The sequence below is a fragment of the Kitasatospora sp. NPDC058063 genome (genome assembly GCF_042885395.1).
Taxonomy (GTDB): Bacteria; Actinomycetota; Actinomycetes; order Streptomycetales; family Streptomycetaceae; genus Kitasatospora; species Kitasatospora lactacystinica.
Genome location: NZ_JBHVSD010000029.1, coordinates 53,718 through 80,315, shown reverse-complemented (window position 1 = coordinate 80,315; position 26,598 = coordinate 53,718). Strand labels below are relative to the sequence as shown.

Genomic DNA, 26,598 nt, shown 5'->3' with positions numbered 1-26,598 from the left:
AGCGTGTGGACGGACGTGCGGACGGACGTGCGGACGGGGGTCAGACGAAGGCGAGGACGCGGACCGGGCCGCCGGTCCCGCCGAGGTGCTTGGGCGCGCCGACCACGGCGACCGCGCCGAGGTCGGGCACGGTGTCGAGCCCGGCGAGGCACTCGATGGCGTACTTGCCGGCCGGCAGCAGCACCCGGTGGGTGTCCGGGTCGGCCGGGCGGGTGCCGGGGTCGAGGCTGATCGAGTCGGTGCCGACGCCCACCACCGTGCGCTCGGTGACCAGGAAGTGCGCGGCCTCCACCGAGATCCCGGGGAAGCGGTAGAGCCCTTCCGCGGGGTCGAGGTTGAGGAAGGCGCCGGGGGTGTCGATCCGGTGCGCCCAGTCGTTGTCGACGGCGAGCAGCGCGCCGTCGGGGATGCGGCCGTTGCGGCTCTCCCACGCCAGCAGGTCGTCGACGGTCAGTTCGGTGACGTGGTCGCGGGCGGCGCGCTCGCCGATCCGGACCACGGCCAGCGGTGCGACCAGGGTGTCGGCCGGGATCTGGTGGGTGGCCAGGCCGTCGTCGTCGAAGTGCGAGGGTGCGTCGAGGTGGGTGCCGATGTGCTCGTTGTAGGTGAGCTCGAAGGCGTTGTACTCGTGCTCGGCGAGGTTGGCGAGCCGCTTGATCTCCATCGGCTTGACGTACAGCTCGAACACCGGCCAGTCCGGGCCGACCACGTGGGTGAGGTCCCGGACGGCCCCGCGCGGCAGGCTGATCGGGGCTCTGGCCCGGAGCGGTGCCGAGACCTCGGCGGGCCCGGCGGCGACGGGCCCGGTGGCGGTGTGGCCGGTGGCGCCGGCCACTGTTTCCGGTGAGCACATGGGATTCCCCTTCCTGAGAACGTCTACGGAAAAACAATCTCCTGAACGCGTTATGCTGATGGCCCCGCCCGCAGAAGGAGTTCCGATGGCCACCGCCCCGCGGACGCCCCGCCTCGCCTCGCCCAGCCGGACGGACGACGGGGGCGAGCGTCGGCAGTACTTCGCGACGCTCACCCGGGAGCGCCCGGACATCGCGCTCTGCCGGGCCACCACCGTGGTCGCCCGGGCCATCGACGAGGAGCTGACCGGCGCCCGGCTGACGGTGGCCCAGCACCTGGTGCTGAAGATGCTGGACGCGGTCGGGGCCTGCTCCCAGCAGGAGTTGAGCGAGCAGCTGCGGATCGACCGCAGCGTGATGGTCGGCTGCATCGACGGCCTGGAGAGCTCCGGACTGGTCGTCCGCGAGCGTCACCCGCGCGACCGCCGCGCCTACGCCGTCACCATGACCGAGGTCGGTTCGCGGGCCCTGGCCGAGGCGGAGGCGGGAATCGCCCCGATGATGGACCGGGTGTTCGCCGCACTCACCGCGGAGGAGCGGGACACGCTGATCCGGCTGACCCGCAAGCTCCTCGACGTCCAGCCGGGCGGGTGAGCCCCGGAGCGGGGCGGGCGGACCCGTTATCCGACCAGCGCCTGGTTGACCAACTGCCGCAGGCGTCCGTGCAGTTGGTGCGCACTGGAGGGCATCAGCTGGGTCAGGAACAGCACCGTCAGCCGCTCCGCCGGGTCCACCCAGAAGATGGTGGACGCGGCGCTGTGCCAGCCGTACTCCCCGGCACTGGCCGGCACCCCGGCGGCGGCCGGGTCCTGCACCACCGCGAAGCCGAGCCCGAAGCCGACCCCGGCGGTGGGCATCTCGGAGAACACCGGCCGCCCGACGCTCTTCAGGTCCCCGCCGCCGGGCAGGTGGTTGCGCAGCGCGTGCCGCAGGGTGTGCCGGCCGAGCACCCGTACGCCCTGGTACTCGCCCTCGCCGAGCAGCATCTGGCTGAACCGGTGGTAGTCGGCGAGCGTGGTGACCAGTCCGGAGCTGCCGGAGAGGCAGTGCGGCTCGCGCAGCACGTCACCGCCGAAGGCGTCGTTGCGGACGGCCTTCCCGCTCGCCGGGTCGACGACGTAGAAGCCGGCCAGCCGGTCGGCCTTGTCGGCGGGGACGTGGAAGCCGGTGTCCGCCATGCCGAGCGGGCCGAGCACCCGCTCGGCCAGGAACTCGTCCAGCCGCCTGCCGGAGGCGACCTCGATCACCCGCCCGAGCACGTCGCTGGAGGCGCCGTAGTTCCAGGCGGTGCCGGGCTCGAAGAGCAGCGGGAAGGAGGCCCACTTGGTGACGCACTGGGCGAGGTCGAGGCCGGGCGCAGTGGTCCACTCGAAGCCGTTGGCGGTGTAGATCTCGTCCACCGGGTGCGCCCGGTGGAAGCCGTAGGTCAGGCCGGAGGTATGGGTGAGCAGGTGCACGATCCGGATCGGCTCGGCGGCGGGAACGGTGACCGGCCGGGAGGCCGGCCCGCGCTGGTAGACCCGGACGTCGGCGAACTCCGGCAGGTAGCGGGAGACCGGGTCCTGGAGACCGATCGCGCCCTCCTCCAGCAGCACCAGCGCGGCCACCGAGGTGACCGGCTTGGTCATCGACCAGGACCGGTAGATGGTGTCCGGGGTCTGCGGCAGGCCCTTCTCGACGTCGCGGTGCCCGTATCCGGCGAGGTGGGCGACCTTCCCGCCGCGGGTCACGGCGAGCTGCCAGCCGGGCAGCCGGCCGTCGTCCACGTAGGCCCGGAGGTAGGAGTCGATCCGGCGCAGCCGCTCGGGGTCCAGCCCGACCTCGGCCGGTTCGACTTCGACTTTGATCTGCGACATGGCGTCCTCTCGCGGTCGAGCACTCTCGTCATGTTTCGAATGTTCGAAGATAGTGGAAGCATAGAAAGAATCAACTCGGCACACAAGAGCGGAACTTGAGATCCCGTCCGGTCCACCCACTGGACTTCGAATGTTGCGCAAGCTTCGAACCATTAATAGGATCCGGAAGGATCCGCACCCCCTTCCGACCCGACCGGAGCTGGAGCCCCGCCCATGCCGCCCCTCACGCTTTCCATCGACGAACTCCTCACCACCACCCGGGCGGTGCGCAAGCGGCTCGACCTCACCCGCCCGGTCGAACGCGAGCTGATCGAGGAGTGCCTGGCCCTGGCCACCCAGGCCCCCACCGGCCGCAACCGCCAGCGCTGGGACTTCATGATCGTCACCGATCCCGCCAAGCGCTCCGCGATCGCCGACCTCTACCGGCTCGGCCTGGTCCGCCCCCGCCAGCAGGTGGTCGGCACCGGCGTGGACCGCACCGTCGGCGACCAGCTGCGCCGGCTCCGGCTCGCCGAGAGCGCCCAGCACCTCTTCGACCACCTGCACGAGGTCCCGGTCCTGGTGATCCCCTGCGTCCGGATCGAAGGCCGGCACGAGGTCGACTCCTTCGTCGGCCAGGCCAACACCTGGGGCTCGATCATCCCGGCCACCTGGCAGTTCATGCTCGCCGCCCGCTCCCGCGGCCTCGGCACCGCCTGGACCACCCCGCACCTGCACTACGAGCGCGAGGCCGCCGAGATCCTCGGCATCCCCTACGAGACCGTCCTGCAGGCCGCGCTGATCCCGCTGGCCCACACCATCGGCACCGACTTCCGCCCCGGCCCCCGGGTCGGCACCGAGCAGATCGCCCACTGGGACGCCTGGTAGTCCCCCTGGTGGCACCGCGCCCACCGGGAAGTTCTTGACCATCGATCAGGCCGATCTTTAGGATGGCTTCCATGTTCCGGGAATGTCGAGTCAACGGCCTTGCTGCCGCAGCGACTTCCGACTGCGCGACGCACCGCTGCCGCTGTCGCCCCTGAACTCTCCTCCCGCGTCCGCGCACCGACTCGACGCCGGAAAAGAAATCTCCTCTCATCATCACGATTCCGCCCCCGCGGTGGTGCCCCCACGCACCCCGCCGATTCCGGCTGCCCGGAGTCCCGGAATCTCGACGGCAAGGAGAACGAACATGAGCCTGTCCCTCTACCGCCCCGCCGACCCCGCCGATCCCACCGGCCCCACCGTCCGCGTACTCATCTGCGCCGCCTCACCACTGCTGCGCACCGGGCTGCGCACCATCCTGCAGCGCTCACCCGGGCTGCAGCCCCTGACCGAGCTGTCCACCACCGCGAGGATCGCCCAGGCCTGCGCCGCCAAACGCCCGGACGTGGTCGTCATCGACGCCGACATGCCCGGCATGGAGGCCTGCGAGGTCAAGAAACTCACCTCCGACCGGGGCACCACAGCCCAGGGCGCTGGGCAGCCCGGCGTCATCCTGCTGGTCCGCCCCGGCGACCCGGAGCGGATGCTCGACTACCTCAGAGCCGGCGCCCGCGGCCTGGTCCTGCGCGACGGGCCCGAGTCCGACATGGTGCACGCGGTCCGCGCGGTCGCCGCCGGGAACGCGCTGATCTCCCCGCCGATCACCGCCGAGGTGGTCACCGAGATGGCCCGCCGGCTGCCCGGGCCTCCGCTGCACACCCCACCGCTGCTCCATCTGCTCACCCCGCGCGAACAGGAGGTGCTCACCCTGATCGCGGGCGGGCTGTCCAACGCCGAGATGGCCGCCGAGCTCCACCTCAGCGAGAAGACCGTCAAGTTCCACGTCTCCAACGTGCTCGGCAAGCTGCGCGTACGCAGCCGGGCCCAGGCCATGGTCTACGCCCGGTCGGGACACCGGGCGGCCGGATAGGGGGCTGCGCGGCGTCACGTCTGCGGGGCCAGGGCCCGCAGCGTGTCGCGCATCCCCTCCGGCCCGGGGCCGAACTCCGGCACCGGCAGCACCGCCAGCAGCGGCGTGTCCACCCCCGCCGCCGCGAACTGCGCGACCCGCTCCCGGCACTCCCCCGGGGAGCCGTGGATCAGCAGCGCGTCGATCAGGTGCTCGGGCACCGCCTCGCACGCGCCGTGGAAGTCGCCCGCCGCCCACGCGGCGTGCGAGGCGGCCAGCTCCTCGCCGCGCCCCAGCCAGTCGTGGAAGCCGCCGTACGTCCGGGCGTTGAGGATCGGCCCGAGCAACTGCCGTCCCTGCCACCGGGCGTGGTCGCGGTCCTTGGTCGGGCAGACGAACAGCCGGGCCACCACCTCCTTGGTGCGGCCCTCCTCGCCCATCGCCTCCCGTACCCGCGGTACGTCCGCGACCGCCAGGAAGTTGGTCACCAGCCCGTCCGCCTCCCGGCCGGCCAGCCGCAGCATCTGCGGGCCGAGCGCGCCCATCATCACCGGCGGCACCGGGTCGGGCCGCAGCGCCGGGGTGTACCCCTCGATGGTGAAGGAGTCGAACGCGCCCCGTACCGTCCGCCCGGCCAGCGCGTGCTTCAGGAACCGCACGGTGTCGCGGACCTGACGGTACGGATGCTCGAACGGGATGCCGTTGATCCGGGTGACGAACGGCGGGCCGGAGGAGCCGACGCCCACCACCACCCGGCCGGGAGCGGCCTCGGCCAGCGAGGCGACCGTCATGGCGAGCAGCGCCGGTCCTCGGGTCTGCACCGGCACCACCCCCGTGCCCAGCCGCAGCGCGGGTGCCCAGGCCGCGGCGAGCGCCAGCGGGGTGAAGCCGTCGTAGCCCGCCGCCTCCCCGGTCCACACATCGGTGTAGCCCAGGTCGGGCAGTTCCTCGACCAGTGCGCGGTGGCGGTGCAGCGGGACGCCGCGCAACGGGAGCGTCAGACCGTAGCGGCCCACGGGCACCTCCCGGCGGTTCGCTCGCGGCGTTCACTCATCGGGTGTCCTTCCGCGGGAACGGCGGTGCGGGCCGGCCCCATTGCCTAAGATTGGATAGTACGCCAAAGTTCGAACAATCCATCGCACGACCAGGACGACCAAGGAGCCGCCATGCGGACCCCGAGCCACCCGGCCACCGACTCCATCCAGCTCGCCGGCATCTTCCACGCCCTCAGCGACCCGGCCCGACTCTCCATCGTGACGGGCCTGTCAGAGGTCGACGAGCAATGTTGCAGCGACCTGGACGTCCCCCTGTCCAAGTCGACCCTCTCGCACCACCTCAAGGTGCTGCGCGAGGCCGGCGTCACCACCACCCGGGTCGAGGGCACCCGCCGGCTGATGTCGCTGCGCCGGGACGACCTCGACCTGCGTTTCCCCGGCCTGCTGGACGCCGTTCTGGACGCCGCGACCCGTGAGCCCGCCGGCGCCCACTGATTCTCCCCGACACTCCCGGGGCGGCTCTTCGGCCGTACGACCGGTCTGTGCCCCGGCCTTTGGACCTGAATCGGCCCCGCCCGGCCCCACCGGGCGCGCCGGTGGACCAGGCTTGCCGCGTCCCTGCCGTCCGCAGCCCGCCCTGGAGGCCGCCGTGCCCGCCGACACCCGCGCCCACGAGACCGCCGCCCACGCTCACGACACCCACGCTCACGAGGCCGCCGCCCGCGCCGCCCTCGACGCCTTCCTCGACGCCCTCAACAGCCGCGATCTGACGGCCTGGGCGCGGACCCTGCACTACCCGCACGTCCGGGTGCACGAGGGCGAGGTGACGGTCTGGGAGGACGAGGCCGGCTACGTCGAGCGGTCCGCCCCCGAGCTGGCCCTGCTGGTCGCCTCCGGCTGGTCCCGCAGCGGCTGGGAGAGCGTCGAGCTGAGCCAGTCCTCCCCCGACCAGGTGCACGCCCTGGTCCGCTTCGCCCGCTACGACGCGGCCGGGGAGCGCACCGGCTCCTTCGACTCGGTCTACGTGCTCACCCGGCGCTCCGAGCGCTGGGGCGTGCTGGCCCGGATCGGCTTCCCGGCCGCCTGACCCCGGCACCCCCGGCCGCGGGAGCACCCCGGACACGACGGCGGGGCCGGCCCGGGAAGTCCCCGGCCGGCCCCGCCGCGACGCGCGCTCAGGCCGCTATCGGCCGCTGGCTGCGCACCGCCTGGAGCAGCCCGATGGCCATCCAGTTCGCGAACATCGAGGAGCCGCCGTACGAGACGAACGGCAGCGGGATGCCCGCGACCGGCATGATGCCCAGGCACATCCCTATGTTCTCGAAGGCCTGGAAGGACAGCCAGGCGATGACCCCGGCCGCCACGATCGTCCCGTACAGGTCGGTCGCCTGCCGGGCGATCCGGCAGGCCCGCCAGAGGATGACGCCGACCAGCGCGATGATCGCCAGCGCCCCGACGAAGCCCAGCTCCTCGCCGGCCACGGTGAACACGAAGTCGGTCTGCTGCTCCGGCACGAACTGCCCGACGGTCTGGGTGCCGTGGAACAGCCCCTTGCCGGTCAGCCCGCCCGAGCCGATCGCGATCCGGGCCTGCGCGGTGTTGTAGCCGACGCCGTTCGGGTCCAGCTGCGGGTTCGCGAAGGCGGCGAAGCGGTCGATCTGGTACTGGCTCAGCAGTCCGAACTTCCAGATCGCCACGCACCCGGCGGTGCCCGCCACCAGCAGGCCGAGCACCCAGCGGTTCGCCGCGCCCGAGCCGAGCAGGATGCCCAGCACGATCGCGGCCATCACCATCACCGAGCCGGCGTCCGGCATCAGCAGCACTATGCCCATCGGCAGCCCGGCCCAGAGCAGTCCCCGGAACACCGCCCGGTGCGAGGGGAACTCCCGCTCCCCCGCGTCCACCTGGTCCGACAGCACGACCGCCATCGCCAGCACGATGCCGAGCTTCGCGAACTCGGCCGGCTGGATCGAGAAGCCGCCGCCGAGCTGGATCCACGAGTGCGCGCCGTTGATGGTCGAGCCCAGCGGGCTGAGCGTCGCCAGCAGCATCAGGAGCACGCCGACGTACAGGAACGGCACGATCGTGCGGAAGCGCCGGCTCCCTATCGCTATCACCACGGAGCACAGCACCAGCCCGACCACGAAGTTGGTCAGGTGCCGGTACAGGAAGTACTGCGGGTCCCCGTGGGTGAGCGAGTCGCGCCCGCGGGTGGCCGACCAGACCAGCAGCGAACTGCCGGCCGAGAGGGCCAGCGCGGCCAGCAGCAGTATCCAGTCCAGCCGCCAGAGCGGGGAGTCCTTGGCCAGGGCCTTGGAGACCCCGCTGCGCTGCGGCGCCAGCCGCAGCTGCCGGTACGAGCCGTAGGAGGTCATGCCCGTCCCCTTCCCGGTCCGCGCGTGGGTTCGAGCGCGGCGTTGGCCGCGGTGTACGACGCCGGACGGTCGGCCGGCGGCGCCTGGTCGAGGAAGGCCGTCGCCGGGGCCGGCTGCGCGGCGGCCGCGTCGAGCAGCGCCGGAGCCGGTGCGGCGGCCGGCGCCTGGGCGCCCGGCGCCGCGTCGGCGCCGTAGGAGACCGGCTTGATGATCGCGGTGCCGTCCGGGTTGAACTTCGGCAGCTCGGCCTGCGGCGCGGGAAGCAGCGCCTTGCCGGTGTCGATGCCGCCCTTGTCGTCCACGCCGTACAGCGCCTGGTAGATCCGGCGGATGGCGTCGCCGGAACCGCCGGAGCCGGTGCCGCCCTGGCTTATCGTCATGACGACGGCGTAGTCCTTGCTGTACGTGGTCAGCCAGGAGGTGGTCTGCTTGCCCTCGACCTCGGCGGTGCCGGTCTTGGCGTGCAGCGTGATCTTGTCCTGCGGCCAGCCGTTGAACTTCCAGGCGGCGGTGCCGCTCTTGATGACGCTCTCGGTGGCCTGGTTGATGTAGCTGAGCAGCTTCTCGTCGCCGGGGAACCTGGCCTCCTCGTGCGGGGCGATCTCGCGGACGAGGTCCCCGCCCGGGCTTATCACCGCCTTGGCGATGGTCGGCCGGTAGAAGGTGCCGCCGTTGGCCAGCGCCGAGTAGATCCGGGCCATCTGGACCGGGGTGACGAGGGTGTCGCCCTGGCCGATCGCGAAGTTGACGGCGTCACCGGCGCGCATCTGGTAGCCGTCGACGCAGTTCTCCCGGGCGATCTGGTCGGAGTAGCTGTTGCCGCCCTTCTGCCCCTGGGCGCACCAGGCGTCCTTGTTGTTGTCGTAGAAGGACTGCTTCCACTGCCGGTCCGGCACCCGGCCGGTGACCTCGGACGGCAGGTCGATGCCGGTCTTGGCGCCGAGGCCGAACTCGTGGGCGGTCTTGAAGAACCAGTCGCCCGGCTCCTTCTTGGGCTTGATGCCGCCGTCCTTCAGCCACTGGTCGTACGCCAGGCCGTAGAAGACGGTGTCGCAGGAGACCTCCAGCGCCTTCTCCAGGGAGATCTGGCCGAAGTTCTCGCTCTCGAAGTTCTTGAACTCGCGGCCGCCGATGGTCATGCTCTTCGGGCAGTCGTAGTGGCCGTCCAGCGAGTAGCCGGCCTGCACGGCGGCGGTGGTGGAGATGACCTTGAAGGTCGAGCCGGGGGCGGACTGACCCTGTATGGCCCGGTTCAGCAGCGGGAAGTTGGAGTCCTTGCTGGTCAGCGACTGGTAGTCCTTGCCGCTGATGCCGCCCACCCAGAGGTTCGGGTCGTAGGTCGGGGCGCTCGCCATCGCGACGATCCGCCCGGTGTGCACGTCCATCACCACGGCGGCGCCGGAGTCGGCCTCGTAGTTGCGGTTGGTGACCTTGTCGAAGGTGTTCCGGGCGTCGTTCATGGCCTGCGCCAGGTTGTCCTCGACGACCTTCTGCACCCGGGCGTCGATGCTGGTGACCAGGTTGTCGCCGGTCTGCGGGGCGACGGTGCCGGCGTTGCCGATCACCCGGCCGAGGTTGTCCACCTCCAGCTTGGTGATGCCCGCGGTGCCGCGCAGGTCGCGGTCGTACACCGACTCCAGCCCGGCCCGCCCGATCTGGTCGGCCGGCAGGTAGCGGTCCAGGCCGCTCCTGCCGGCGGTCTTGCTGACCTCCTCGTCGGTGACCGGCGAGAGGTAGCCGAGCACCTGGGCCATGTTGGCGCCCTCGGCGCCGGTGTAGCGGCGCACGGCGGTGGGCTGCGCGGTGACCCCGGGGAAGTCCTCGCGGCGCTCCATTATCTGCATCGCCTGCTGGGTGGTCGCCTCCTTGGTGACCGGGATCGGCTGGTACGGCGAACCGTTCCAGCACGGCTGCGGGGTCTTGGCGTCGCAGAGCCGGACCTTCTCCTGCACGTCCTTGGCGGGCATCCCCAGCACCTCGGCCAGCCGGGACAGCACCGCCTTGCCGCCGTCCTTCTGCTGGAGCAGCGAGGTGCGGCTGACCGAGACCACCAGCCGGGTCTCGTTTCCGGCCAGCACCCGCCCGGAGGCGTCCAGGATCTCGCCGCGGACGGCCGGCTCGACCACCTCGCGGATGTGGTTGCCGGTCGCCTTCGCGGTGTATTCCTTGGCGTTGCGGATCTGCAGGTACCACAGCCGCCCGCCGAGGGTGGCGAGCAGCGACAGCACCAGGATCTGCAGCACCACCAGACGGATCGTCACCCGTCGGGTGCGGCCGGTCTCGGGGATGTTGCTCACGTCTCGTGCGCTCCAGGATGCGGGGAGGTCGGGTGGTCGGGGCCGGGCCGGTTACGGGCGGCGGACGAAGCCGGGCACGCGCCGCTTCTTGTACGACGGGCCCGTCGAGGCCTCGCGGGTGGTGCGGTAGCGGGCCAGGGTGCCGAGGCCGGAGCTGCCCTCGTCGTCGTCCGCCGCGGCCACCGGGTCGCGCCCGAAGCGGCGGCCGAGGTACATCACCAGCGGCACCACGAAGGGCGCCAGCAGCAGGTCGTAGAGCAGGGCGCTGATCACCAGTCCGCCGAGGCCGACGTGCCGGGCCGCGGTGTCGCCGACCAGGGCGCCCACCATCGCGTAGAGCAGCGTGGAGGCGACCGCCGCGGCACCGACCACCAGCAGCGAGCCGGCCACGGAGCGCTGGCGGCCGTGGTCCGGGCGCAGCAGTCCGGCGGCGTAGCCCATCAGGCAGAGCACCAGCGCGTAGCGGCCGATCGCGTGGTCGGAGGGCGGTGCGAGGTCGGCCAGCAGGCCGCCCGCGAAGCCGACCAGGCAGCCGCCGGTGGGCCCGTAGACCATGGCCAGGCCGACCACGACGAGCAGCAGTATGTCCGGGGTGGCTCCCGGGAGCTGGAGCCGGCCGAAGACGCTGACCTGGAGGATCAGGCCGAACAGCACGAGGCCGGCGGAGACGGGGATGCGGGCGAGGCGCATGGCTCAGTTCCCCCCAGTGGGCTTGGCGGGCGGGGCGGCGGGCGCGGAGGCCGGGACCTGTCCGGGCACGGAGGCCGGGACCTGGCCCGGCGCGGCGGCCGGCTGGCCCGCGGCGGGCGCCGGCGGCAGGACGGCGTCGCGCGGGTCGGCGCGCGGCGGCACGACCACCACGCCGACCAGGTCCAGCCGGGTGAACTGGACGAAGGGCTCGACCATGACGGTCTTGGTCAGCTGGCCGGCGTTGGCCTGGACCTCGACGACCTTGCCGACCGGGACGCCGGGCACGAACGGGCGGCCGCTCTGCGAGCCGAAGGTGACCAGCCGGTCGCCGGCCTTGACCTGGGCCTTGCCGTTGAGCAGCGAGACCTTCATCGGGCTGTCGCCGCCGCCGGAGGCGAAGCCGATCTCGCCGGTGCCCTCCAGCCGGGTGCCGGCCGAGAAGCCGGGGTCGGAGGCGAGCAGCACGGTGGCGGTGGTCGGGGCGACGGTAGTGATCCGGCCGACCAGGCCCTGACCGTTGATCACCGTCATGTCGCGGGTGAGGCCGTCGTCGCTGCCGGCGTCGATGGTGATGGTCCAGGAGAAGCCCTGGGCCGGGCCGATCGCGATGACCTGGGCCGCCTTGACGGTGTAGCCGCCGGCGCCGGCGGTGCGCAGCAGGTCGTCCAGCTGCTTGGTGCGCCCGGTGGCCATGTCGGAGGAGGCGAGCTTCTGCCGCAGTTCGGTGTTCTCGCGGGCGAGCTGATCGGTGCGGCCGCTGTCGGTGGCCGCGTCCCGGAAGGCGCGGACGGTGTCGGCGACCGGGTCCACGACGGTGGCGGCTCCGCGCTCGACCGGTCCGAGGACACTGGCGGCGGCGTGCCGGGCCGGGCCGAGCGGGGAGTCCTCACCGCCCTTGATGTCCACGGTGATCAGCGCGAAGGCGACGGCCACCAGCAGGATGAGCAGCAGCCGGCTCTCTCGTGTGTCCCTCACGGTGCTGGTACTGCCCCTTCGTACCTGGCCGCCGCCCGGGGCTGTGGGGCCCGGGCGGCGACCCGTTCAGTCGAGTGTCGGATGTGACGCGTGGTACCGGTGGTGCGGCGACGTGTCAACGACGCGGCGAGGCGTCGAGTACCTGCTGGAGGGCCTCGAACTCCTCGACGCACTTGCCGGAGCCGAGCGCGACGGAGTCGAGCGGGTTCTCCGCGATGTGGATCGGCATGCCGGTCTCGCGGCGCAGCCGCTCGTCCAGGCCGCGCAGCAGGGCGCCGCCGCCGGTGAGCACGATGCCCCGGTCCATGACGTCGCCGGCCAGCTCGGGCGGGCACTGGTCGAGGGTGGTCTTGACCGCGTCGATGATCGCGTTGACCGGCTCGTCGATGGCCTCGCGGACCTCGGCGGCGGAGATCACGACGGTCTTGGGCAGACCGCTGACCAGGTCACGGCCGCGGATCTCGGCGTGCTCGTCCTTCTCGCCCTCCAGGCCGAAGGCGCTGCCGATGCTCATCTTGATCTGCTCGGCGCTGCGCTCGCCCAGGAGCAGCGAGTACTCCTTCTTGATGTGCTGGACGATCGCGTTGTCCAGCTCGTCGCCGGCCACCCGGATGGACTGGGCGGTGACGATGCCGCCGAGCGAGATCACGGCGACCTCGGTGGTGCCGCCGCCGATGTCGACGACCATGTTGCCGGTGGCCTCGTGGACGGGCAGGCCGGCGCCGATCGCGGCGGCCATCGGCTCCTCGATGATGTGCACCTGGCGGGCGCCGGCCTGCGAGGAGGCCTCGATGACGGCGCGGCGCTCGACGCCGGTGATGCCGGAGGGCACGCAGACCACGACGCGGGGGCGGGCGAGGTAGCGACGGCGGTGGATCTTGAGGATGAAGTACCGCAGCATCCGCTCGGTGATCTCGAAGTCGGCGATCACGCCGTCCTTGAGCGGGCGGATGGCGACGATGTTGCCCGGGGTGCGGCCGATCATCTTCTTGGCCTCGGCGCCGACCGCGAGGATCCCACCGGTGTTGGTGTTCACCGCGACGACGGACGGCTCGTTCAGGACGATGCCCTTGCCCCTGACGTACACCAGCGTATTGGCTGTTCCGAGGTCGATCGCCAAGTCGCGGCCGATGAACGACAGGTTGCTCGCCATGGGGTGTGGGTGCCTTCCCGGGCTCGGAGTTCATGGGGGGGGTGGACGAATGCGCGCCCACGCTTGGGCGGAGACCAGCTGAGCTGCCTTACCGGGCCCTTGAGTCGCGTCCATCGTAGTCACGCCGCGCGGCACGGACGTAGACGTGGGGCATACCGTCCATTGTCCGGGGCGTGATCGCATCTCCGAGGATTGGGACGCCGTGTCGGCGCCTCCAGTTCCCTATTTCACGATAAGAATGCCCCGGCCGGGCCAATGGTCCCGACCGGGGCGGACGAAGGTCCTGCGGGTGCGTCACCCGCTTCCCCGGGGTGTGTCACCCCCGCTCCCGCCGGGCGTGTCGCCCGGTCCGGGTCAGGCGTGCGCGGGGAAGAAGATCTTGATCTCGCGCTCGGCGGACTCCGGGGAGTCGGAGGCGTGGATCAGGTTCTCGCGGGTGATCGTCGCGTAGTCGCCGCGGATGGTGCCGGCACCGGCCTCCAGCGGGTTGGTGGCGCCGGCCAGCATGCGGATGCCCTTGACGACCTCCTCGCCCTCGACGATCAGCGCGATCGACGGGCCGGAGGTCATGAACTCCAGCAGCGGCTCGTAGAACGGGCGGCCCACGTGCTCCGCGTAGTGCTGCTCCAGCGTCGCCCGCTCGAAGGTGCGCAGCTCGACGGCGGCGAACCGCCAGCCGGCCTTGCGCTCGATGCGGCTGATGATCTCGCCGGCCAGGCCGCGGCGGACGGCGTCGGGCTTGAGCAGGACGAGAGTGCGCTGGGACACGGTGCGTCTCCTGGGGATTCGGTTCGGCGGGCAGTCGGGTCGACAAGAGGCGCCGACAGGGCAGAGATTACCTTGCGTACACGGCGTGTCGGTCCGCCGGTCCGGGCCTCAGACCTGTACTGCGGCGGCCTCCGCGGCGGCCCGGGCGGCCTTGAACGCGTCGACCTTGCGGCCGTAGTGCACCGAGCACCACCACAGGCCGGCGAAGACCACGCCGAGACCGAACATGGTCGGCAGGATGAAGCCGCCGGCGATCAGCCCGATCTGCAGCGCCCAGCCGATCTGCACCGCGCCGGGGCGGTCGATCATGCCGCAGAGCAGGACGCACAGCGCCATCGCGATGCCGCTGACCGTCCACACCTCCACGCCGGAGACGTCGGTGAGCCGCACCGCGACCAGCGCCGCGAAGAGGATCAGCAGCGCTTCGCCGATCAAGGTCGAGGAGCAGAGCGTCCTCATGTCACTTCCTCCCGAGCAGCAGGCGGGCCTCGCCCACCGTGATGACCGAACCGGTGACCAGCACCCCGGAGCCGCCGAGGTCGCCCTCCTCCTCGGCGAGGGTGACGGCGGCGGCGATGGCGTCGTCGAGCCGGGGCTCGACCTGGACGCGGTCCGGGCCGAAGACCTCCACGGCCAGCGCCGCGAGCGCGTCGACGTCCATCGCGCGGTGGGTGGAGTTCTGGGTGATGACGACCTCGGCCAGGATCGGCTCGAAGGCCTCCAGCACACCGGCCACGTCCTTGTCCCCGGAGGTGCCGATCACGCCGACGAGCCGGGTGAAGCCGAAGGACTCGGTGAGCGCGGCCACGGTGGCGCGGGCGCCGTGCGGGTTGTGGGCGGCGTCCAGGACGATCGTGGGGCTGCGGCGGACGACCTCCAGGCGGCCCGGCGAGGAGACGCCGGAGAAGGCCTGGCGGATCTTGTCCACGTCCAGCTGCCCGCCGCGCGCGCCGCCGACGCCGAAGAAGGCCTCGACCGCGGCCAGGGCGAGGGCCGCGTTGTGCGCCTGGTACTCGCCGTGCAGCGGGATGAAGACGTCCTCGTACTCCTCGCCGCCGAGTCCGCGCAGCGTCACCAGCTGTCCGCCGACGGCGAGTTCGCGGCGGATCACGCCGAACTCCATGCCCTCGCGGGCGACCGTGGCGTCCACCTCGACGGCGCGGCGCAGGATGGTCTGGGCGGCGTCCAGCTGCTGCTGGGCGACGACGGCGACGGCACCGGACTTGATGATCCCGGACTTCTCGACCGCGATCTCGCCGGTGGTCCCGCCGAGCTTGTCGGTGTGGTCCAGCCCGATCGGGGTGATCACCGCGACGGCGGCGTCGATGACGTTGGTGGCGTCCCAGGAGCCGCCCATGCCGACCTCGACCACGGCGACGTCCACCGGGGCGTCGGCGAAGGCCGCGTAGGCCATGCCGGTCAGCACCTCGAAGAAGGACATCGGCACCGGCTGCGCCGCGTCGACCATCCGCACGTAGGGCTCGATGTCGCGGTAGACCTCGACGAAGCGCTCGGGGCTGATCGGGGCGCCGTCCAGGCTGATCCGCTCGGTGACGGACTCCACGTGCGGGCTGGTGTAGCGGCCGGTGCGCAGCTCGAAGGCGTTGAGCAGCTGCTCGACCATCCGGGCGGTGGAGGTCTTGCCGTTGGTGCCGGTGATGTGGATGGAGGGGAAGGACCGCTGGGGCTGGCCCAGGATGTCCATCAGCGCCTCGATCCGGTCGAGCGAGGGCTCCAGCTTGTTCTCCGGCCAGCGTTCGGAGAGCTCCACCTCGACGTCTCGCAGGGCGTCGCCGGTGCCGCCGTCGGCGGGGCGGATGGTGTACGGGTTCGGGTCGGCCTTGTCGCTCACGACCACAGTCTACGGAGCGCCGACGGGTCCTCCTCACGGGGTGAGAACCACCACTTTGCCCACCCTTTGCCGTGATCGCCCATTTTTCTCCCTTTACTATCGATTTGGCGATTTGAACCGCAACGAAGCATCGATTCGCAACCAATGGGAGCCCACGGCCTTTGATCACGAGGAGCACTTCGCCATGCCCGACGCCCTGCACGCATGGATCGTGCTTCGCCAGGACTCCGTCGTCCGGATCGCCGGACTGATCTCCCTGGCCCTCGTCGGCTACATGCTGCTGGTCTTCGGCCGCTTCCTCGTGTACTGGGCGGGCTCCCGGCACGCTTTCCGGCACGGCCGCCCCGCCGAGCCCGGCGACCCCGCCGCCTTCCAGTGGCACCTGGTGATCCCCTGCCGCGACGAGGAGGCCGTGGTCACCCAGACCCTGGACGGCCTGCGGGCCGGCGCGCCCGAGGCCCACCTGTGGGTGATCGACGACGACAGCGAGGACGCCACCCGCGAGCTGGTGCTCGCCGCCGCGGCCCGCGACCCGCGGGTCCACCTCGTCCAGCGCCGCCGCCCGCACGCCCGGATCGGCAAGGGCGCCGCCCTCAACGCCGCCTACCGGGAGATCTCCGCCTGGCTGCCCGAGGGCACCGACCGCTCCCGGGTGGTGATCGGCGTGGTCGACGCCGACGGACAGCTCGGCCCGGACACCCTCGCCCGGGTCTGCAACGCCAAGGCGCTCGGCCGCCCCGACACCGGCGCCGTCCAGATCGGCGTCCGGATGCGCAACGCCGACGACGAACTCCCGCTGCCCGGCCGCGGCCGGGCCGCCAACGCCCTGGCCCGAGCACTGGTGCGGATGCAGGACGTCGAGTTCCAGGCCACCAACACCGGCATGCAGCTGCTGCGCCGCCGCACCGGCAGCGTCGGCCTCGGCGGCAACGGCCAGTTCGTCCGGCTCACCGCCCTCGACTCGCTGACCGCCGAGGAGGGCCGGGCCGGCCGCCCCTGGCCGGAGCGCGCCCTGCTGGAGGACTACGAGTCCGGCCTCGACCTGCGGCTGGCCGGCTGGCGGCTCACCCACGTCACCGAGGCCCAGGTCTCCCAGGAGGGCCTGATCTCGCTGCGCCGCTTCCTCACCCAGCGCACCCGCTGGGCCCAGGGCAACATGCAGTGCCTGCGCTACACCGGCCGGGTGCTGCGCTCCCCGCACTACACCCCGTCCGGCAAGGCCGAGGTGCTGTACACCTTCCTCCAGCCGGTGGTCTGCGTCCTGCTGGTACTGCTCTTCCCGCTCTCGCTCGGGATCACCGGCGCCGGGGTGGTGCTCTTCCCGGAGGAGACCGCCGAGTTCCAGCTCAGGTTCGGCCCGTGGATGCTGCTCGCCTTCGTGCTCGCCGCCCTGCCGATGGTGTTCTGGGGCTTCGCCTACCGCAGGGCCGTCCACCCCGACCGGAGCCGGCTCACCGCCCTGCTCTGGGGCGTCCTGGTCTGGCTCTACGCCTACCACCTGTTCGTGGTCGCCACCCGGGCCGCGGTCCGGATGCTGCTCGGCCGCAACGGCTGGGCCAAGACCCGCCGCAACGCCGAGAAGGTCGCCGTCGGCGCCCCCACCGCGCTCGAGTCCTGACCCGCGTCCCGAGCCGCCCGCCCCCACGCCTCCTCCCCGCACCACGTTCCGACCGGAGTCCCGCATGAGCATGTGCCTGCCCCCGTCCAGCGTCGCCGTCGTCCTCGGCACCCGCCCCGAGCTGGTCAAGCTCGCCCCGCTGATCCACGAGCTCGGCGACGCCACCCGGCTGGTGCACACCGGCCAGCACTGGGACGAGGCGATGTCCGGCCGCTTCCTGCGCGACCTCGACCTGCCCGAGCCCGAGCTGCTCACCGGTGTCGGCGGCCGCCCCCGGGCCGGCCAGATCGCCCGGTCGCTGGGCCAGCTGGACACCGCCTTCGCCGAGGACCGCCCGGCGGCCGTGGTCGTCCAGGGCGACACCAACGCCACCCTGGCCGGGGCGCTGGCCGCCAACGCCCGGGGGATCCCGCTGGTCCACGTCGAGGCCGGGCTGCGCAGCTTCGACCGGGCGATGCCCGAGGAGCACAACCGGGTGATGGTCGACCACGTCTCCGACCTGCTCTGCGCCGCCACCGGGGAGAACGTCGCCAACCTGCGCGCCGAGTCGCTGGCCGAGGAGCGGATCGAGCTCACCGGCAACACCGTCGTCGAGGTGGTCCGCCGCCAGCTGCCGGACGGGGCCGCCCGCGCCGCCCTGCTCGCCGCACACGGGCTGCGCCCGGACGGGTACGTGCTGGCCACCGTGCACCGCCCGGAGAACACCGACACCGCCGAGGCGCTCGGCGCGGTGCTCGCCGAGCTGGACCGGATCGCCCGGGCCGGCACCCCGGTGCTGTTCCCGATGCACCCGCGCACCCGGGCCGCCGTCGAGCGCTTCGGCCTGGACGGCCTGCTGGAGCGGCTGGCCGTCACCGGCCCGGTCGGCTACGGCGACTTCCTGGGCCTGGCGGGCCACGCGGCCCTGCTGGTCTCCGACTCCGGCGGCGTGCAGGAGGAGTGCACCGTGCTCGGCCGCCCGCTGCTGGTGGTGCGCCGCTCCACCGAGCGTCCGGAGGCGGTAGCGGCCGGCTTCGCCGCGCTGGTGCCGCCCGGCGAGGAGCTGGGCGCCCTGGCCCGCGCCTGGCTCTCCGACACCCCCGAGCGGCTCGCCCGGCTGGCGGCCACCCCGAGCCCGTACGGCGACGGCCTGGCCTCGGCCCGGATCGCCGCGCTGACCGCGGCGATCGCCGGGCCGACCGGGGCCGGGTCCGCACCACTGGCCGCGTAACGCCCCCTTGACAGCAGAATTGGTCTACTCCACCTTGTGAGGCAAGTCTCCGTTCCCGACCGGGACTTGAGTTGTCGGTAGCTCCCGCACGCGCACCATCGACACCCCGGACGGCGTTCCTCCCCCACGAGGCGCCGCCGGGCCTCCCCCACTGGAGACGGAGTCATGCCACCTGCCCGACACCGGCGCCCGCGCGCCGTCCGTTCGCTGCTCGCCGGAGCGAGCGCCCTGGTCATCGGCCTGGGCGCACTCGCCCTGGCCGACGGCACCGGCGCCCACGCCGCCGACACCGATCTGATCACCAACGGCGGCTTCGAGACCGGGAACCTGTCCGGCTGGACCTGTTCGAGCGCCACGGTCCGGAGCACCGCCGCGCACTCCGGCACGTACGCCCTGCAGTCCACCCCGAGCGGGAGCGACACCGGCGAGTGCACCCAGACCGTCGCGGTGAAGCCCTCCTCCTCGTACACCCTGAGCTCCTGGGTCCAGGGCTCGTACGTCTACCTGGGCGCCCGCGGCACCGGCGGCACCGATCCGAGCACCTGGACCCCCGGCGGCACCGGCTGGAGCCAGCTGAGCACGGGCTTCAGCACCGGCCCGAACACCACCAGCGTCACCGTCTACCTGCACGGCTGGTACGGGCAGCCGGCCTTCGCCGCCGACGACGTCTCGCTGCTCGGGCCCGGCGGACCGCAGCCGTCCCCGAGCCCGACCGCCACCACCACCGCCTCGCCGAGCCCGACGGCCACCGCCACGGGCACCGGCAGCCCCACCCCCACCGGGACGTCGACCCCGACCAGGCCCCCCGGCCTGCCCAAGCACATCCTCACCGGCTACTGGCAGAACTTCGACAACGGCGCCACCGTCCAGCGGATCAGCGACGTCCCGGCCGCCTACGACATCATCGCGGTCTCCTTCGCGGACGCCACCGCCACCCGCGGCGGCCTGGGCTTCACCCTCGACCCCGCCCTCTCCTCCCGCCTCGGCGGCTACACCGACGCCCAGTTCAAGGCCGACATCGCGGCCAAGCGGGCGGCCGGAAAACGGGTGGTGCTCTCCATCGGCGGACAGAACGGCACGGTCTGGGTGGGCGATTCCGCCTCCGCCGCGAACTTCACCGACTCCGCCTGGGCACTGATGCAGGGTTACGGCTTCGACGGGATCGACATCGACCTGGAGAACGGCATCAGCTCCACCTACATGGGCCAGGCGCTGCACGCCCTGGCGGCGAAGGCCGGGAGCGGATTCGTCCTCACCATGGCGCCGCAGACGATCGACATGCAGTCGACCGGCATGGAGTACTTCAAACTGGCGCTGAACGTGAAGGACATCCTCACCATCGTCAACATGCAGTACTACAACTCCGGCGCGATGAACGGCTGCGACGGGAACGTCTACTCGCAGGGCACCGAGAACTTCCTCACCGCGCTGGCCTGCATCCAGCTCAAGGGCGGGCTGCGCCCCGACCAGGTGGGGCTCGGGGTGCCGGCCTCCACCAGCGCCGCCGGCGGCGGGTACCTCGCCGCCGGCACGGTCAACAACGCGCTGGACTGCCTGGCCTCCGGAACCAACTGCGGCAGCTACAAGCCGGACACCAAGTGGCCGGGCATCGGCGGCGCGATGACCTGGTCGACCAACTGGGACGCCAAGGCGGGCAACCCGGTCGCGAGCACCATCGGTTCGCATCTGCACGCCATGCCGTAGCCGGACCGGCCGGCCGGCCGGCGGCCCGGGTTCAGACCCCGGCCCGGGCCTCCGGCACATGCGCGGCGCCACCGTGCCGACGGCGCAACTCGGCCGTGATCTCGGCCAGTTCACCGTCGGGCAGCAGCGGCAGCATCATCGCGACGCCCTGCAGCAGGCCGCCGAGCAGGAAGGTGGTGTCCGGCGTCGCCGCCACCAGGCCGCGGACCTCGGCCACCTCGCCGGCCGCCACCGCCTCGATCAGCCCGGCGGCGCTCGCGGTCTCCTCGTCCACGTCGACCGCGCCGGTGTCCTCCGGGGCCCGCCGGGCCATCGCCCGCAGCACCCTGTCGCCGACCTCGGGGGCGTACGCCTTGCGGACGGCCTCGGCGGCGATCCAGGCGAGCAGGGTGGTCACCTCGCGCTCGGCGTGCTCGGCGAACAGCAGGTCCAGCTCGTGGTCGAACGCGATCTGGTTGCCGTGCCGGAACGCGAGCAGCAGGGTCGCCGCCCTGGCCTTGGCCTCCTCGACCGCCTCCACAGGCAGTTCGTCGGCCAACTCCTCGGTCACCACCACGCCATGCCCTCCCGTCCGTCGCTCAGCAGGAACGCTCAGCGGAAACGCCCATTCGGAAACTCCGTGCACACGGTACACAGCGGACCTGCAAACTTCCGAGAACCCGCGCGGGCAAGACCGGAATCAATTCGCTCGGAATAGGACCTCACCCGGTCGCAGGATGATAATTCGCCGGAAGGGAGCAATGTTTCTGGGCTATTTGGTGTAGTGAAAGCACCCGGGTAGCCGTTCCGGACGCGAACGCCGGAAAAACGCCCGAGGGGCCGCACCCCGCGTGTCGCGGTGTGCGGCCCCTCGGGGACCGGTCCGGGCTCAGCCCTGCGGCAGCGCCGCGAGCTGGGCGGTGATCCGGGCGATGTCGGCCTCGGCGGCCTCCTGGCGGCCCCGGATCTTGGCGACCACCTCGTCCGGCGCCTTGGCGAGGAACGCCTCGTTGCCGAGCTTGGCGGTGGTCTGGGCCTTCTCCTTCTCGGCGGCCGCGAGGTCCTTGGCCAGGCGCTTGCGCTCGGCCGCGACGTCGATGGTGCCGGAGAGGTCCAGCGCGACGGTGGCACCGGCGACCGGCAGCGAGGCGGTGGCCGCGAAGCCCTCCTCGGGAACGGTCAGCCGCAGCAGCGAGCGGATCGCGTCCTCGTGGACGGACAGCACGGTGCCGGCCAGCTCCAACTGGGCCGGGACGCGCTGCGCGGGCTGGAGGCCCTGGTCCGAACGGAACCGGCGGACCTCGGTGACCACCTGCTGGAGGGTGGCGATCTCCGACTCGGCGGCCGCGTCACGGTAGCCGCTGTCCTTCGGCCACGCGGCCACGACCAGCGACTCGGCGCCGGTGAGCGTCGTCCACAGCGCCTCGGTGACGAACGGGACGACCGGGTGCAGCAGCCGCAGCGTGACGTCCAGGACCTCGCCGAGCACCCGGCGCGAGGCGTCCGCCTGCGGGCCGCCCTTGGCCAGGGTGGTCTTGGAGAGCTCGACGTACCAGTCGAAGACCTCGTCCCAGGCGAAGTGGTACAGCGCGTCCGTCGCCTTGGCGAACTGGAAGTCGTCGTACAGCGCGTCCACCTTGGCGACGGTGGCGTTCAGCCGCGACAGGATCCAGCGGTCGACCGCGGTCATGTCCTCGGGCGCGGGCAGCGCGCCCTCGGTGGTGGCGCCGTTCATCAGCGCGAAGCGGGTCGCGTTCCAGATCTTGTTGCAGAAGTTGCGCGAGCCCTTGACCCAGTCCTCGCCGATCGGCACGTCGGCGCCCGGGTTGGCGCCGCCGGCCAGGGTGAAGCGGACGGCGTCGGCGCCGTAGGCGTCCATCCAGTCCAGCGGGTCCACGGCCGTGCCGGAGGACTTCGACATCTTCTTGCCGAACTCGTCGCGCACCAGACCGGTCAGGGCGACGGTCTTGAACGGCGCCTCGCCGTCCATCGCGTACAGGCCGAACATCATCATCCGGGCGACCCAGAAGAAGATGATGTCGTGGCCCGTCACCAGGACGTCGGTCGGGTAGAACTTCTCCAGGTCCGCGGTCCGCTCCGGCCAGCCGAGCGTGGAGAACGGCCACAGGCCGGAGGAGAACCAGGTGTCCAGCACGTCCGGGTCCTGGACCCAGCCCTCGCCGGTCGGCGGCTGCTCGTCCGGACCGACGCAGACGACCTCGCCCTCGGGGCCGTACCAGACCGGGATCCGGTGGCCCCACCAGAGCTGGCGCGAGATGCACCAGTCGTACATGTTGTCGACCCAGTCGAAGTAGCGGCGCTCCAGCTCCTTCGGGTGGATCTCCACCTTGCCGTCGCGGACGGCGTCGCCGGCGGCCTTGGCCAGCGGCTCGACCTTGACCCACCACTGCAGCGACAGCCGCGGCTCGACCACGGTGTGGCAGCGCGAGCAGTGGCCCACGGCGTGCATGTACGGGCGCTTCTCGGCGACGATCCGGCCCTGCTCGCGCAGCGCGCCGACGACGGCCGAGCGGGCCTCCAGCCGGTCCATGCCGAGGAAGGGGCCGTGCACGGTGATCGCACCGCGGTCGTCCATGACCGTCAGGTTGGGCAGGCCGTGGCGCTGGCCGATGGCGAAGTCGTTCGGGTCGTGCGCGGGCGTCACCTTGACGGCGCCGGTGCCGAACTCCGGGTCGACGTGCTCGTCCGCGACGACCGGGATCTCACGGTCGGTCAGCGGCAGCTTGATGGTCCGGCCGACCAGGTGCCGGTAGCGCTCGTCCTCGGGGTGGACGGCCACCGCGGTGTCGCCCAGCATCGTCTCGGCCCGGGTGGTGGCGACGACGATCGAGTCCTCGCCCTCGCCGTAGCGGATCGAGACCAGCTCGCCCGGCGTGTCCTCGTGCTCCACCTCGATGTCGGACAGCGCGGTGAGGCAGCGCGGGCACCAGTTGATGATGCGCTCGGCGCGGTAGATCAGGCCGTCGTCGAAGAGCCGCTTGAAGATGGTCTGGACGGACTGGGACAGGCCCTCGTCCATGGTGAAGCGCTCGCGCGACCAGTCCACGCCGTCGCCGAGGCGGCGCATCTGGCCGAGGATGCGGCCGCCGTAGCTCTTCTTCCACTCCCAGACCTTCTCGACGAAGGCCTCCCGGCCCAGGTCGTGGCGGGAGAGGCCGGACTCGGCGAGCTGCTGCTCGACCTTGTTCTGGGTGGCGATGCCGGCGTGGTCCATGCCCGGCAGCCAGAGCGTCTCGTAGCCCTGCATGCGCTTGCGGCGGGTCAGCGCGTCCATCAGCGTGTGCTGGAAGGCGTGGCCCAGGTGCAGGGCGCCGGTGACGTTCGGCGGCGGGATGACGATGGTGTAGGCGGGCTTGTCACTCTTCGCGTCCGCGGTGAAGTAGCCACGCTCCACCCAGCGCTCGTACAGCTCGCCCTCTACGTCCGCGGGGGTGTAGGTCGTCGGGAGGGTCGCTGCTTCGTCCCCGGCAAAGGTGCTCACGGGGCGCTGGTTCGTCGTGTCGGTCACGACGCACAGTTTACGTAACCGGGGGGAGGGTCACGAACCGCTTTCGGTGCCCGGACCCGCCGCGCCCGGGCGGGCCCCGGTCCGCCACCGTGCGGTAGCGTGCCCGGGCACTCGTCCGGCGGACCGGACGGGCACGGAACGACTGGACACCACGACAGGCCGCGGGTGCGGCGGGGGAGCACGAACGCAGATGTACGGCCAGGGACAGCAGTACCCGCAGGGACAGCCGCAGCCCTACGGCGGCCAGCCGCCGCAGTACGGGGGGCAGCCGCCGCAGTACGGCCAGCCGCCGCAGCAGCCCTACGGCGCACCCCAGCCCCCGTACGGCCAGCCGCAGTACGGGCAGCCGCCGCAGCAGCCCTACGGCGCTCCCCCGCAGCCGTACGGCGCGCCGCCGCAGGCGCCGTACGGCCAGCCGGGCTACCCGCCGCCCCAGCAGCCCAAGGGCAAGGGCGGCCTGGTGATCGGGCTGGTGGTCGGCGCGCTGGTGCTGGGCGGCGGCGGCTACGCCGCCTGGTCGTTCCTCGGCGGCAAGGACGCGGGCGGCCAGTACAAGCTCACCGCCCCGCAGACGCTGCTGGACGGCTACGTCCAGAAGTCGGCGAAGGAGGAGGCCGCCGACATGAGCAAGCCCGAGGTCTCCAAGGTCGGCAAGGACCTGCACGCGGTGGTGGCCAGCTACGGCAAGGGCACCGACGTCAAGAACGTGGACTCGCTCTCGGTGATCGGGATCTACGGCGACCTCAACGACCCGGACCAGATCATCGCGGACTCGAAGAAGGACGGCGGCGGGGTCAGCTGGACCACGCCGATGGCCGACTACCCCGCGAAGGACAGCCACGCCTCCGCCGGCAAGCTCAGCTGCGGCGTGATCAGCGTGATCGCCGGCAAGGCCGGGCCGACGGTCTGCGTGTGGGCGGACAAGTCCACCTACGGCCGGGTCACCTTCACGAAGATGAGCCTGGGCGGCACCGGCGGCGACAGCGGCCAGGGCGTCACCCCGGACCAGGCCGCGGAGAAGACCCGGGCGATCCGCGACGCCATGAAGGTCGCCAAGTAGCGCGCACGTGACACGGGAGGGGCCCCGCACCGGATCCGGTGCGGGGCCCCTCCCGTGTCACGGAGGCCTCGGGTCAGGCGCTCTTCTCCCGGCGCTCGCGCTTGATCATGTCGCGCGGCACCAGGGTGGGGATGGCGTGCTTGGAGACCACGTCGCCGGTGACCACCACGCGGGCGACGTCCTGGCGCGAGGGAACCTCGTACATCACGGACATCAGCACCTCCTCCATGATGGCCCGCAGCCCGCGCGCGCCGGTGCCGCGCAGGATCGCCTGGTCGGCGATCGCTTCCAGCGCGTCGCGGGAGAACTCCAGCTCCACGCCGTCCAGTTCGAACAGCTTGCGGTACTGCTTGACCAGCGCGTTGCGCGGCTCGGTGAGGATCTGGAGCAGCGCCTCGCGGTCCAGGTTGTGCACGCTGGTGATCACCGGGAGACGGCCGATGAACTCGGGGATCATGCCGAACTTCACCAGGTCCTCGGGCATCACCTGGCGGAAGTGGTCGCTGGCGTCCGACTCCCGCTTGGAGCGGATGTTGGCGCCGAAGCCGATGCCCTTGGCACCCGCGCGGCCCTCGATGATCCGCTCCAGGCCGGCGAACGCGCCGCCGACGATGAACAGCACGTTGGTGGTGTCGATCTGGATGAACTCCTGGTGCGGGTGCTTGCGCCCGCCCTGCGGCGGCACCGAGGCCGTGGTGCCCTCCAGGATCTTCAGCAGGGCCTGCTGCACGCCCTCGCCGGAGACGTCCCGGGTGATCGACGGGTTCTCGCTCTTGCGCGCGACCTTGTCGATCTCGTCGATGTAGATGATCCCGGTCTCGGCCTTCTTGACGTCGTAGTCGGCCGCCTGGATCAGCTTGAGCAGGATGTTCTCGACGTCCTCGCCGACGTAGCCGGCCTCGGTCAGCGCGGTGGCGTCCGCGATGGCGAACGGCACGTTGAGCATCCGGGCCAGGGTCTGCGCCAGCAGCGTCTTGCCGGAGCCGGTGGGGCCCAGCAGCAGGATGTTGGACTTGGCCAGCTCGATGGCGTCCTCGCGGCCGTTGCCGCCGCTGCGGCCCGCCTCACCGGCCTGGACCCGCTTGTAGTGGTTGTAGACGGCGACCGACAGCGCCTTCTTGGCGAGGTCCTGGCCGACCACGTACTGGTCCAGGAACTCGTAGATCTCGCGCGGCTTCGGGAGCTCCTCGAAGCGGACCTCGGAGGTCTCGGCGAGTTCCTCCTCGATGATCTCGTTGCACAGGTCGATGCACTCGTCGCAGATGTACACGCCTGGGCCGGCGATCAGCTTCTTCACCTGCTTCTGCGACTTGCCGCAGAACGAGCACTTGAGCAGGTCGCCACCGTCTCCGATGCGTGCCACGAGGTGCTTCCCCTTCGCCAGGGGCCCCGCAGGGTTCCGGGGCCTGGTGCTGTGGACCGTCAACGCCGACGGCGCTCGGTCTCGCTATCCGACGGTACTCTGCCGGGCCCGTGATTCCGGCCTCTTCGCCAGGTCTGCCCTACGCCCTGGGCGAATTGATACCGAACAGATGCCGTCGCGCGGGCCCGCCGATGGGCCGGGGCGGGGTGCGCACCCGGGTGCGCACGCCGCCCCCGCCGGCCCAGCGGCCCGGGGGCGGGGGGGGTGGGGGCCGGCGTCGGGCCCGGGGCGGCGGGGGGGTGGGGCAGGGGGGCGGGGCGGGGGCCGGGGGGGGGGTTTGCGGGCGGGGGGGGGGTAAAACCGGTGGGCCCGGCCCCGCCCCGGTGGGCGAAGCTGCTCCGATGCAGCGAGCGAGCAACCGGACCGTGACGGTCGATCTCACCTACGGCG

Annotated in this window: 23 protein-coding genes; 9 read left to right on the top strand and 14 right to left on the bottom strand. The window is 71.9% G+C overall.

Annotation, left to right across the window (positions count from 1 at the left end; genetic code table 11):
* Positions 1–40: 40 nt before the first annotated feature.
* Positions 41–853, bottom strand: coding sequence for a cyclase family protein (locus tag ACFVUY_RS36335; protein WP_387695387.1), 813 nt, complete (start codon positions 851–853; stop codon positions 41–43).
* 85 nt (positions 854–938) lie between these two features.
* On the opposite strand from ACFVUY_RS36335, the gene ACFVUY_RS36330 reads away from it, so the two are divergent.
* Complete coding sequence (locus ACFVUY_RS36330) at positions 939–1,445, top strand: MarR family winged helix-turn-helix transcriptional regulator (RefSeq protein WP_387695388.1); 507 nt, start codon at positions 939–941, stop codon at positions 1,443–1,445.
* A 26-nt stretch (positions 1,446–1,471) separates the two neighbouring features.
* On the opposite strand, the gene ACFVUY_RS36325 is transcribed toward ACFVUY_RS36330, so the two are convergent.
* A complete protein-coding gene (locus ACFVUY_RS36325; protein WP_359908126.1) occupies positions 1,472–2,707 on the bottom strand; it encodes a serine hydrolase domain-containing protein in 1,236 nt (411 codons plus the stop codon).
* 213 nt (positions 2,708–2,920) lie between these two features.
* On the opposite strand from ACFVUY_RS36325, the gene ACFVUY_RS36320 reads away from it, so the two are divergent.
* Both ACFVUY_RS36320 and ACFVUY_RS36315 read left to right on the top strand, forming a co-directional pair.
* On the top strand, positions 2,921–3,574 hold the full coding sequence (locus ACFVUY_RS36320) for a nitroreductase family protein (protein WP_387695390.1): 654 nt from the start codon (positions 2,921–2,923) through the stop codon (positions 3,572–3,574).
* A gap of 304 nt (positions 3,575–3,878) precedes the next feature.
* Positions 3,879–4,601 carry a response regulator transcription factor gene (locus tag ACFVUY_RS36315; RefSeq protein ID WP_359908131.1) on the top strand — a complete coding sequence of 241 codons (723 nt, stop codon included), beginning with the start codon at positions 3,879–3,881 and terminating at the stop codon, positions 4,599–4,601.
* A 14-nt stretch (positions 4,602–4,615) separates the two neighbouring features.
* Here ACFVUY_RS36315 and ACFVUY_RS36310 read toward each other — a convergent pair whose 3' ends face one another.
* Positions 4,616–5,596 (bottom strand): LLM class F420-dependent oxidoreductase, encoded by a 981-nt coding sequence (locus ACFVUY_RS36310; RefSeq protein WP_387695391.1) that lies wholly within the window; start codon positions 5,594–5,596, stop codon positions 4,616–4,618.
* A 150-nt stretch (positions 5,597–5,746) separates the two neighbouring features.
* Here ACFVUY_RS36310 and ACFVUY_RS36305 point away from each other — a divergent pair, with 150 nt between their 5' ends.
* Both ACFVUY_RS36305 and ACFVUY_RS36300 read left to right on the top strand, forming a co-directional pair.
* Positions 5,747–6,070: an ArsR/SmtB family transcription factor gene (locus ACFVUY_RS36305; protein WP_380348070.1), complete on the top strand. Its 324-nt coding sequence runs from the start codon at positions 5,747–5,749 to the stop codon at positions 6,068–6,070.
* A gap of 112 nt (positions 6,071–6,182) precedes the next feature.
* Positions 6,183–6,662: a hypothetical protein gene (locus tag ACFVUY_RS36300; protein WP_387736443.1), complete on the top strand. Its 480-nt coding sequence runs from the start codon at positions 6,183–6,185 to the stop codon at positions 6,660–6,662.
* Positions 6,663–6,750: 88 nt separating this feature from the next.
* Here ACFVUY_RS36300 and rodA read toward each other — a convergent pair whose 3' ends face one another.
* The 8 genes from rodA to ACFVUY_RS36260 all read right to left on the bottom strand — a co-directional run bounded on the left by rodA (position 6,751) and on the right by ACFVUY_RS36260 (position 15,685).
* Positions 6,751–7,950, bottom strand: a complete 1,200-nt coding sequence (gene rodA / locus ACFVUY_RS36295; RefSeq protein WP_387695393.1) for a rod shape-determining protein RodA — start codon at positions 7,948–7,950, stop codon at positions 6,751–6,753.
* A complete protein-coding gene (mrdA, locus tag ACFVUY_RS36290; RefSeq protein ID WP_387736442.1) occupies positions 7,947–10,247 on the bottom strand; it encodes a penicillin-binding protein 2 in 2,301 nt (766 codons plus the stop codon). Before mrdA ends, rodA begins: the two co-directional genes overlap by 4 nt.
* Positions 10,248–10,298: 51 nt before the next feature.
* Complete coding sequence (mreD, locus tag ACFVUY_RS36285; RefSeq protein ID WP_359908147.1) at positions 10,299–10,937, bottom strand: rod shape-determining protein MreD; 639 nt, start codon at positions 10,935–10,937, stop codon at positions 10,299–10,301.
* A 3-nt stretch (positions 10,938–10,940) separates the two neighbouring features.
* Positions 10,941–11,912, bottom strand: a complete 972-nt coding sequence (gene mreC, locus ACFVUY_RS36280; RefSeq protein ID WP_359908150.1) for a rod shape-determining protein MreC — start codon at positions 11,910–11,912, stop codon at positions 10,941–10,943.
* A gap of 115 nt (positions 11,913–12,027) precedes the next feature.
* Positions 12,028–13,053, bottom strand: coding sequence for a rod shape-determining protein (locus tag ACFVUY_RS36275; RefSeq protein WP_049648984.1), 1,026 nt, complete (start codon positions 13,051–13,053; stop codon positions 12,028–12,030).
* Between the two features lie 366 nt (positions 13,054–13,419).
* Complete coding sequence (gene ndk / locus ACFVUY_RS36270) at positions 13,420–13,833, bottom strand: nucleoside-diphosphate kinase (RefSeq protein WP_359908153.1); 414 nt, start codon at positions 13,831–13,833, stop codon at positions 13,420–13,422.
* A gap of 108 nt (positions 13,834–13,941) precedes the next feature.
* The gene (locus ACFVUY_RS36265; protein WP_387695396.1) at positions 13,942–14,292 is read right to left on the bottom strand and encodes a DUF4233 domain-containing protein; all 351 of its coding nucleotides are present in this window, start codon (positions 14,290–14,292) and stop codon (positions 13,942–13,944) included.
* Position 14,293: 1 nt separating this feature from the next.
* Positions 14,294–15,685: a bifunctional folylpolyglutamate synthase/dihydrofolate synthase gene (locus ACFVUY_RS36260; protein WP_380634308.1), complete on the bottom strand. Its 1,392-nt coding sequence runs from the start codon at positions 15,683–15,685 to the stop codon at positions 14,294–14,296.
* A 184-nt stretch (positions 15,686–15,869) separates the two neighbouring features.
* On the opposite strand from ACFVUY_RS36260, the gene ACFVUY_RS36255 reads away from it, so the two are divergent.
* From ACFVUY_RS36255 to ACFVUY_RS36245, 3 genes are all read left to right on the top strand, one after another.
* The gene (locus tag ACFVUY_RS36255; RefSeq protein WP_387695398.1) at positions 15,870–17,303 is read left to right on the top strand and encodes a glycosyltransferase family 2 protein; all 1,434 of its coding nucleotides are present in this window, start codon (positions 15,870–15,872) and stop codon (positions 17,301–17,303) included.
* Positions 17,304–17,373: 70 nt separating this feature from the next.
* Positions 17,374–18,513: a non-hydrolyzing UDP-N-acetylglucosamine 2-epimerase gene (gene wecB / locus ACFVUY_RS36250; RefSeq protein ID WP_387695402.1), complete on the top strand. Its 1,140-nt coding sequence runs from the start codon at positions 17,374–17,376 to the stop codon at positions 18,511–18,513.
* A 165-nt stretch (positions 18,514–18,678) separates the two neighbouring features.
* On the top strand, positions 18,679–20,217 hold the full coding sequence (locus tag ACFVUY_RS36245) for a chitinase (RefSeq protein WP_387736441.1): 1,539 nt from the start codon (positions 18,679–18,681) through the stop codon (positions 20,215–20,217).
* Between the two features lie 31 nt (positions 20,218–20,248).
* Here ACFVUY_RS36245 and ACFVUY_RS36240 read toward each other — a convergent pair whose 3' ends face one another.
* Together ACFVUY_RS36240 and ACFVUY_RS36235 are read right to left on the bottom strand one after the other, a co-directional pair.
* Entirely contained in the window at positions 20,249–20,773 is a 525-nt protein-coding gene (locus ACFVUY_RS36240; protein ID WP_387695400.1) for a hypothetical protein, read from the bottom strand.
* A gap of 312 nt (positions 20,774–21,085) precedes the next feature.
* The gene (locus tag ACFVUY_RS36235; RefSeq protein ID WP_359908171.1) at positions 21,086–23,725 is read right to left on the bottom strand and encodes a valine--tRNA ligase; all 2,640 of its coding nucleotides are present in this window, start codon (positions 23,723–23,725) and stop codon (positions 21,086–21,088) included.
* A 190-nt stretch (positions 23,726–23,915) separates the two neighbouring features.
* On the opposite strand from ACFVUY_RS36235, the gene ACFVUY_RS36230 reads away from it, so the two are divergent.
* Positions 23,916–24,785 carry a hypothetical protein gene (locus ACFVUY_RS36230; RefSeq protein ID WP_387695401.1) on the top strand — a complete coding sequence of 290 codons (870 nt, stop codon included), beginning with the start codon at positions 23,916–23,918 and terminating at the stop codon, positions 24,783–24,785.
* Positions 24,786–24,858: 73 nt separating this feature from the next.
* Here the strand turns inward: ACFVUY_RS36230 and clpX are convergent, their stop codons facing one another.
* Positions 24,859–26,148: an ATP-dependent Clp protease ATP-binding subunit ClpX gene (gene clpX / locus ACFVUY_RS36225; protein WP_045696864.1), complete on the bottom strand. Its 1,290-nt coding sequence runs from the start codon at positions 26,146–26,148 to the stop codon at positions 24,859–24,861.
* Positions 26,149–26,598: the final 450 nt, after the last annotated feature.

Bases quoted from the DNA above. Each gene is read 5' to 3' on its own strand.
- ACFVUY_RS36335 (WP_387695387.1), bottom strand. From the start codon at position 853: ATGTGCTCACCGGAAACAGTGGCCGGCGCCACCGGCCACACCGCCACC.
- ACFVUY_RS36330 (WP_387695388.1), top strand. From the start codon at position 939: ATGGCCACCGCCCCGCGGACGCCCCGCCTCGCCTCGCCCAGCCGGACG.
- ACFVUY_RS36325 (WP_359908126.1), bottom strand. From the start codon at position 2,707: ATGTCGCAGATCAAAGTCGAAGTCGAACCGGCCGAGGTCGGGCTGGAC.
- ACFVUY_RS36320 (WP_387695390.1), top strand. From the start codon at position 2,921: ATGCCGCCCCTCACGCTTTCCATCGACGAACTCCTCACCACCACCCGG.
- ACFVUY_RS36315 (WP_359908131.1), top strand. From the start codon at position 3,879: ATGAGCCTGTCCCTCTACCGCCCCGCCGACCCCGCCGATCCCACCGGC.
- ACFVUY_RS36305 (WP_380348070.1), top strand. From the start codon at position 5,747: ATGCGGACCCCGAGCCACCCGGCCACCGACTCCATCCAGCTCGCCGGC.
- rodA (WP_387695393.1), bottom strand. From the start codon at position 7,950: ATGACCTCCTACGGCTCGTACCGGCAGCTGCGGCTGGCGCCGCAGCGC.
- mreD (WP_359908147.1), bottom strand. From the start codon at position 10,937: ATGCGCCTCGCCCGCATCCCCGTCTCCGCCGGCCTCGTGCTGTTCGGC.
- ACFVUY_RS36265 (WP_387695396.1), bottom strand. From the start codon at position 14,292: ATGAGGACGCTCTGCTCCTCGACCTTGATCGGCGAAGCGCTGCTGATC.
- ACFVUY_RS36255 (WP_387695398.1), top strand. From the start codon at position 15,870: ATGCCCGACGCCCTGCACGCATGGATCGTGCTTCGCCAGGACTCCGTC.
- wecB (WP_387695402.1), top strand. From the start codon at position 17,374: ATGTGCCTGCCCCCGTCCAGCGTCGCCGTCGTCCTCGGCACCCGCCCC.
- ACFVUY_RS36245 (WP_387736441.1), top strand. From the start codon at position 18,679: ATGCCACCTGCCCGACACCGGCGCCCGCGCGCCGTCCGTTCGCTGCTC.
- ACFVUY_RS36230 (WP_387695401.1), top strand. From the start codon at position 23,916: ATGTACGGCCAGGGACAGCAGTACCCGCAGGGACAGCCGCAGCCCTAC.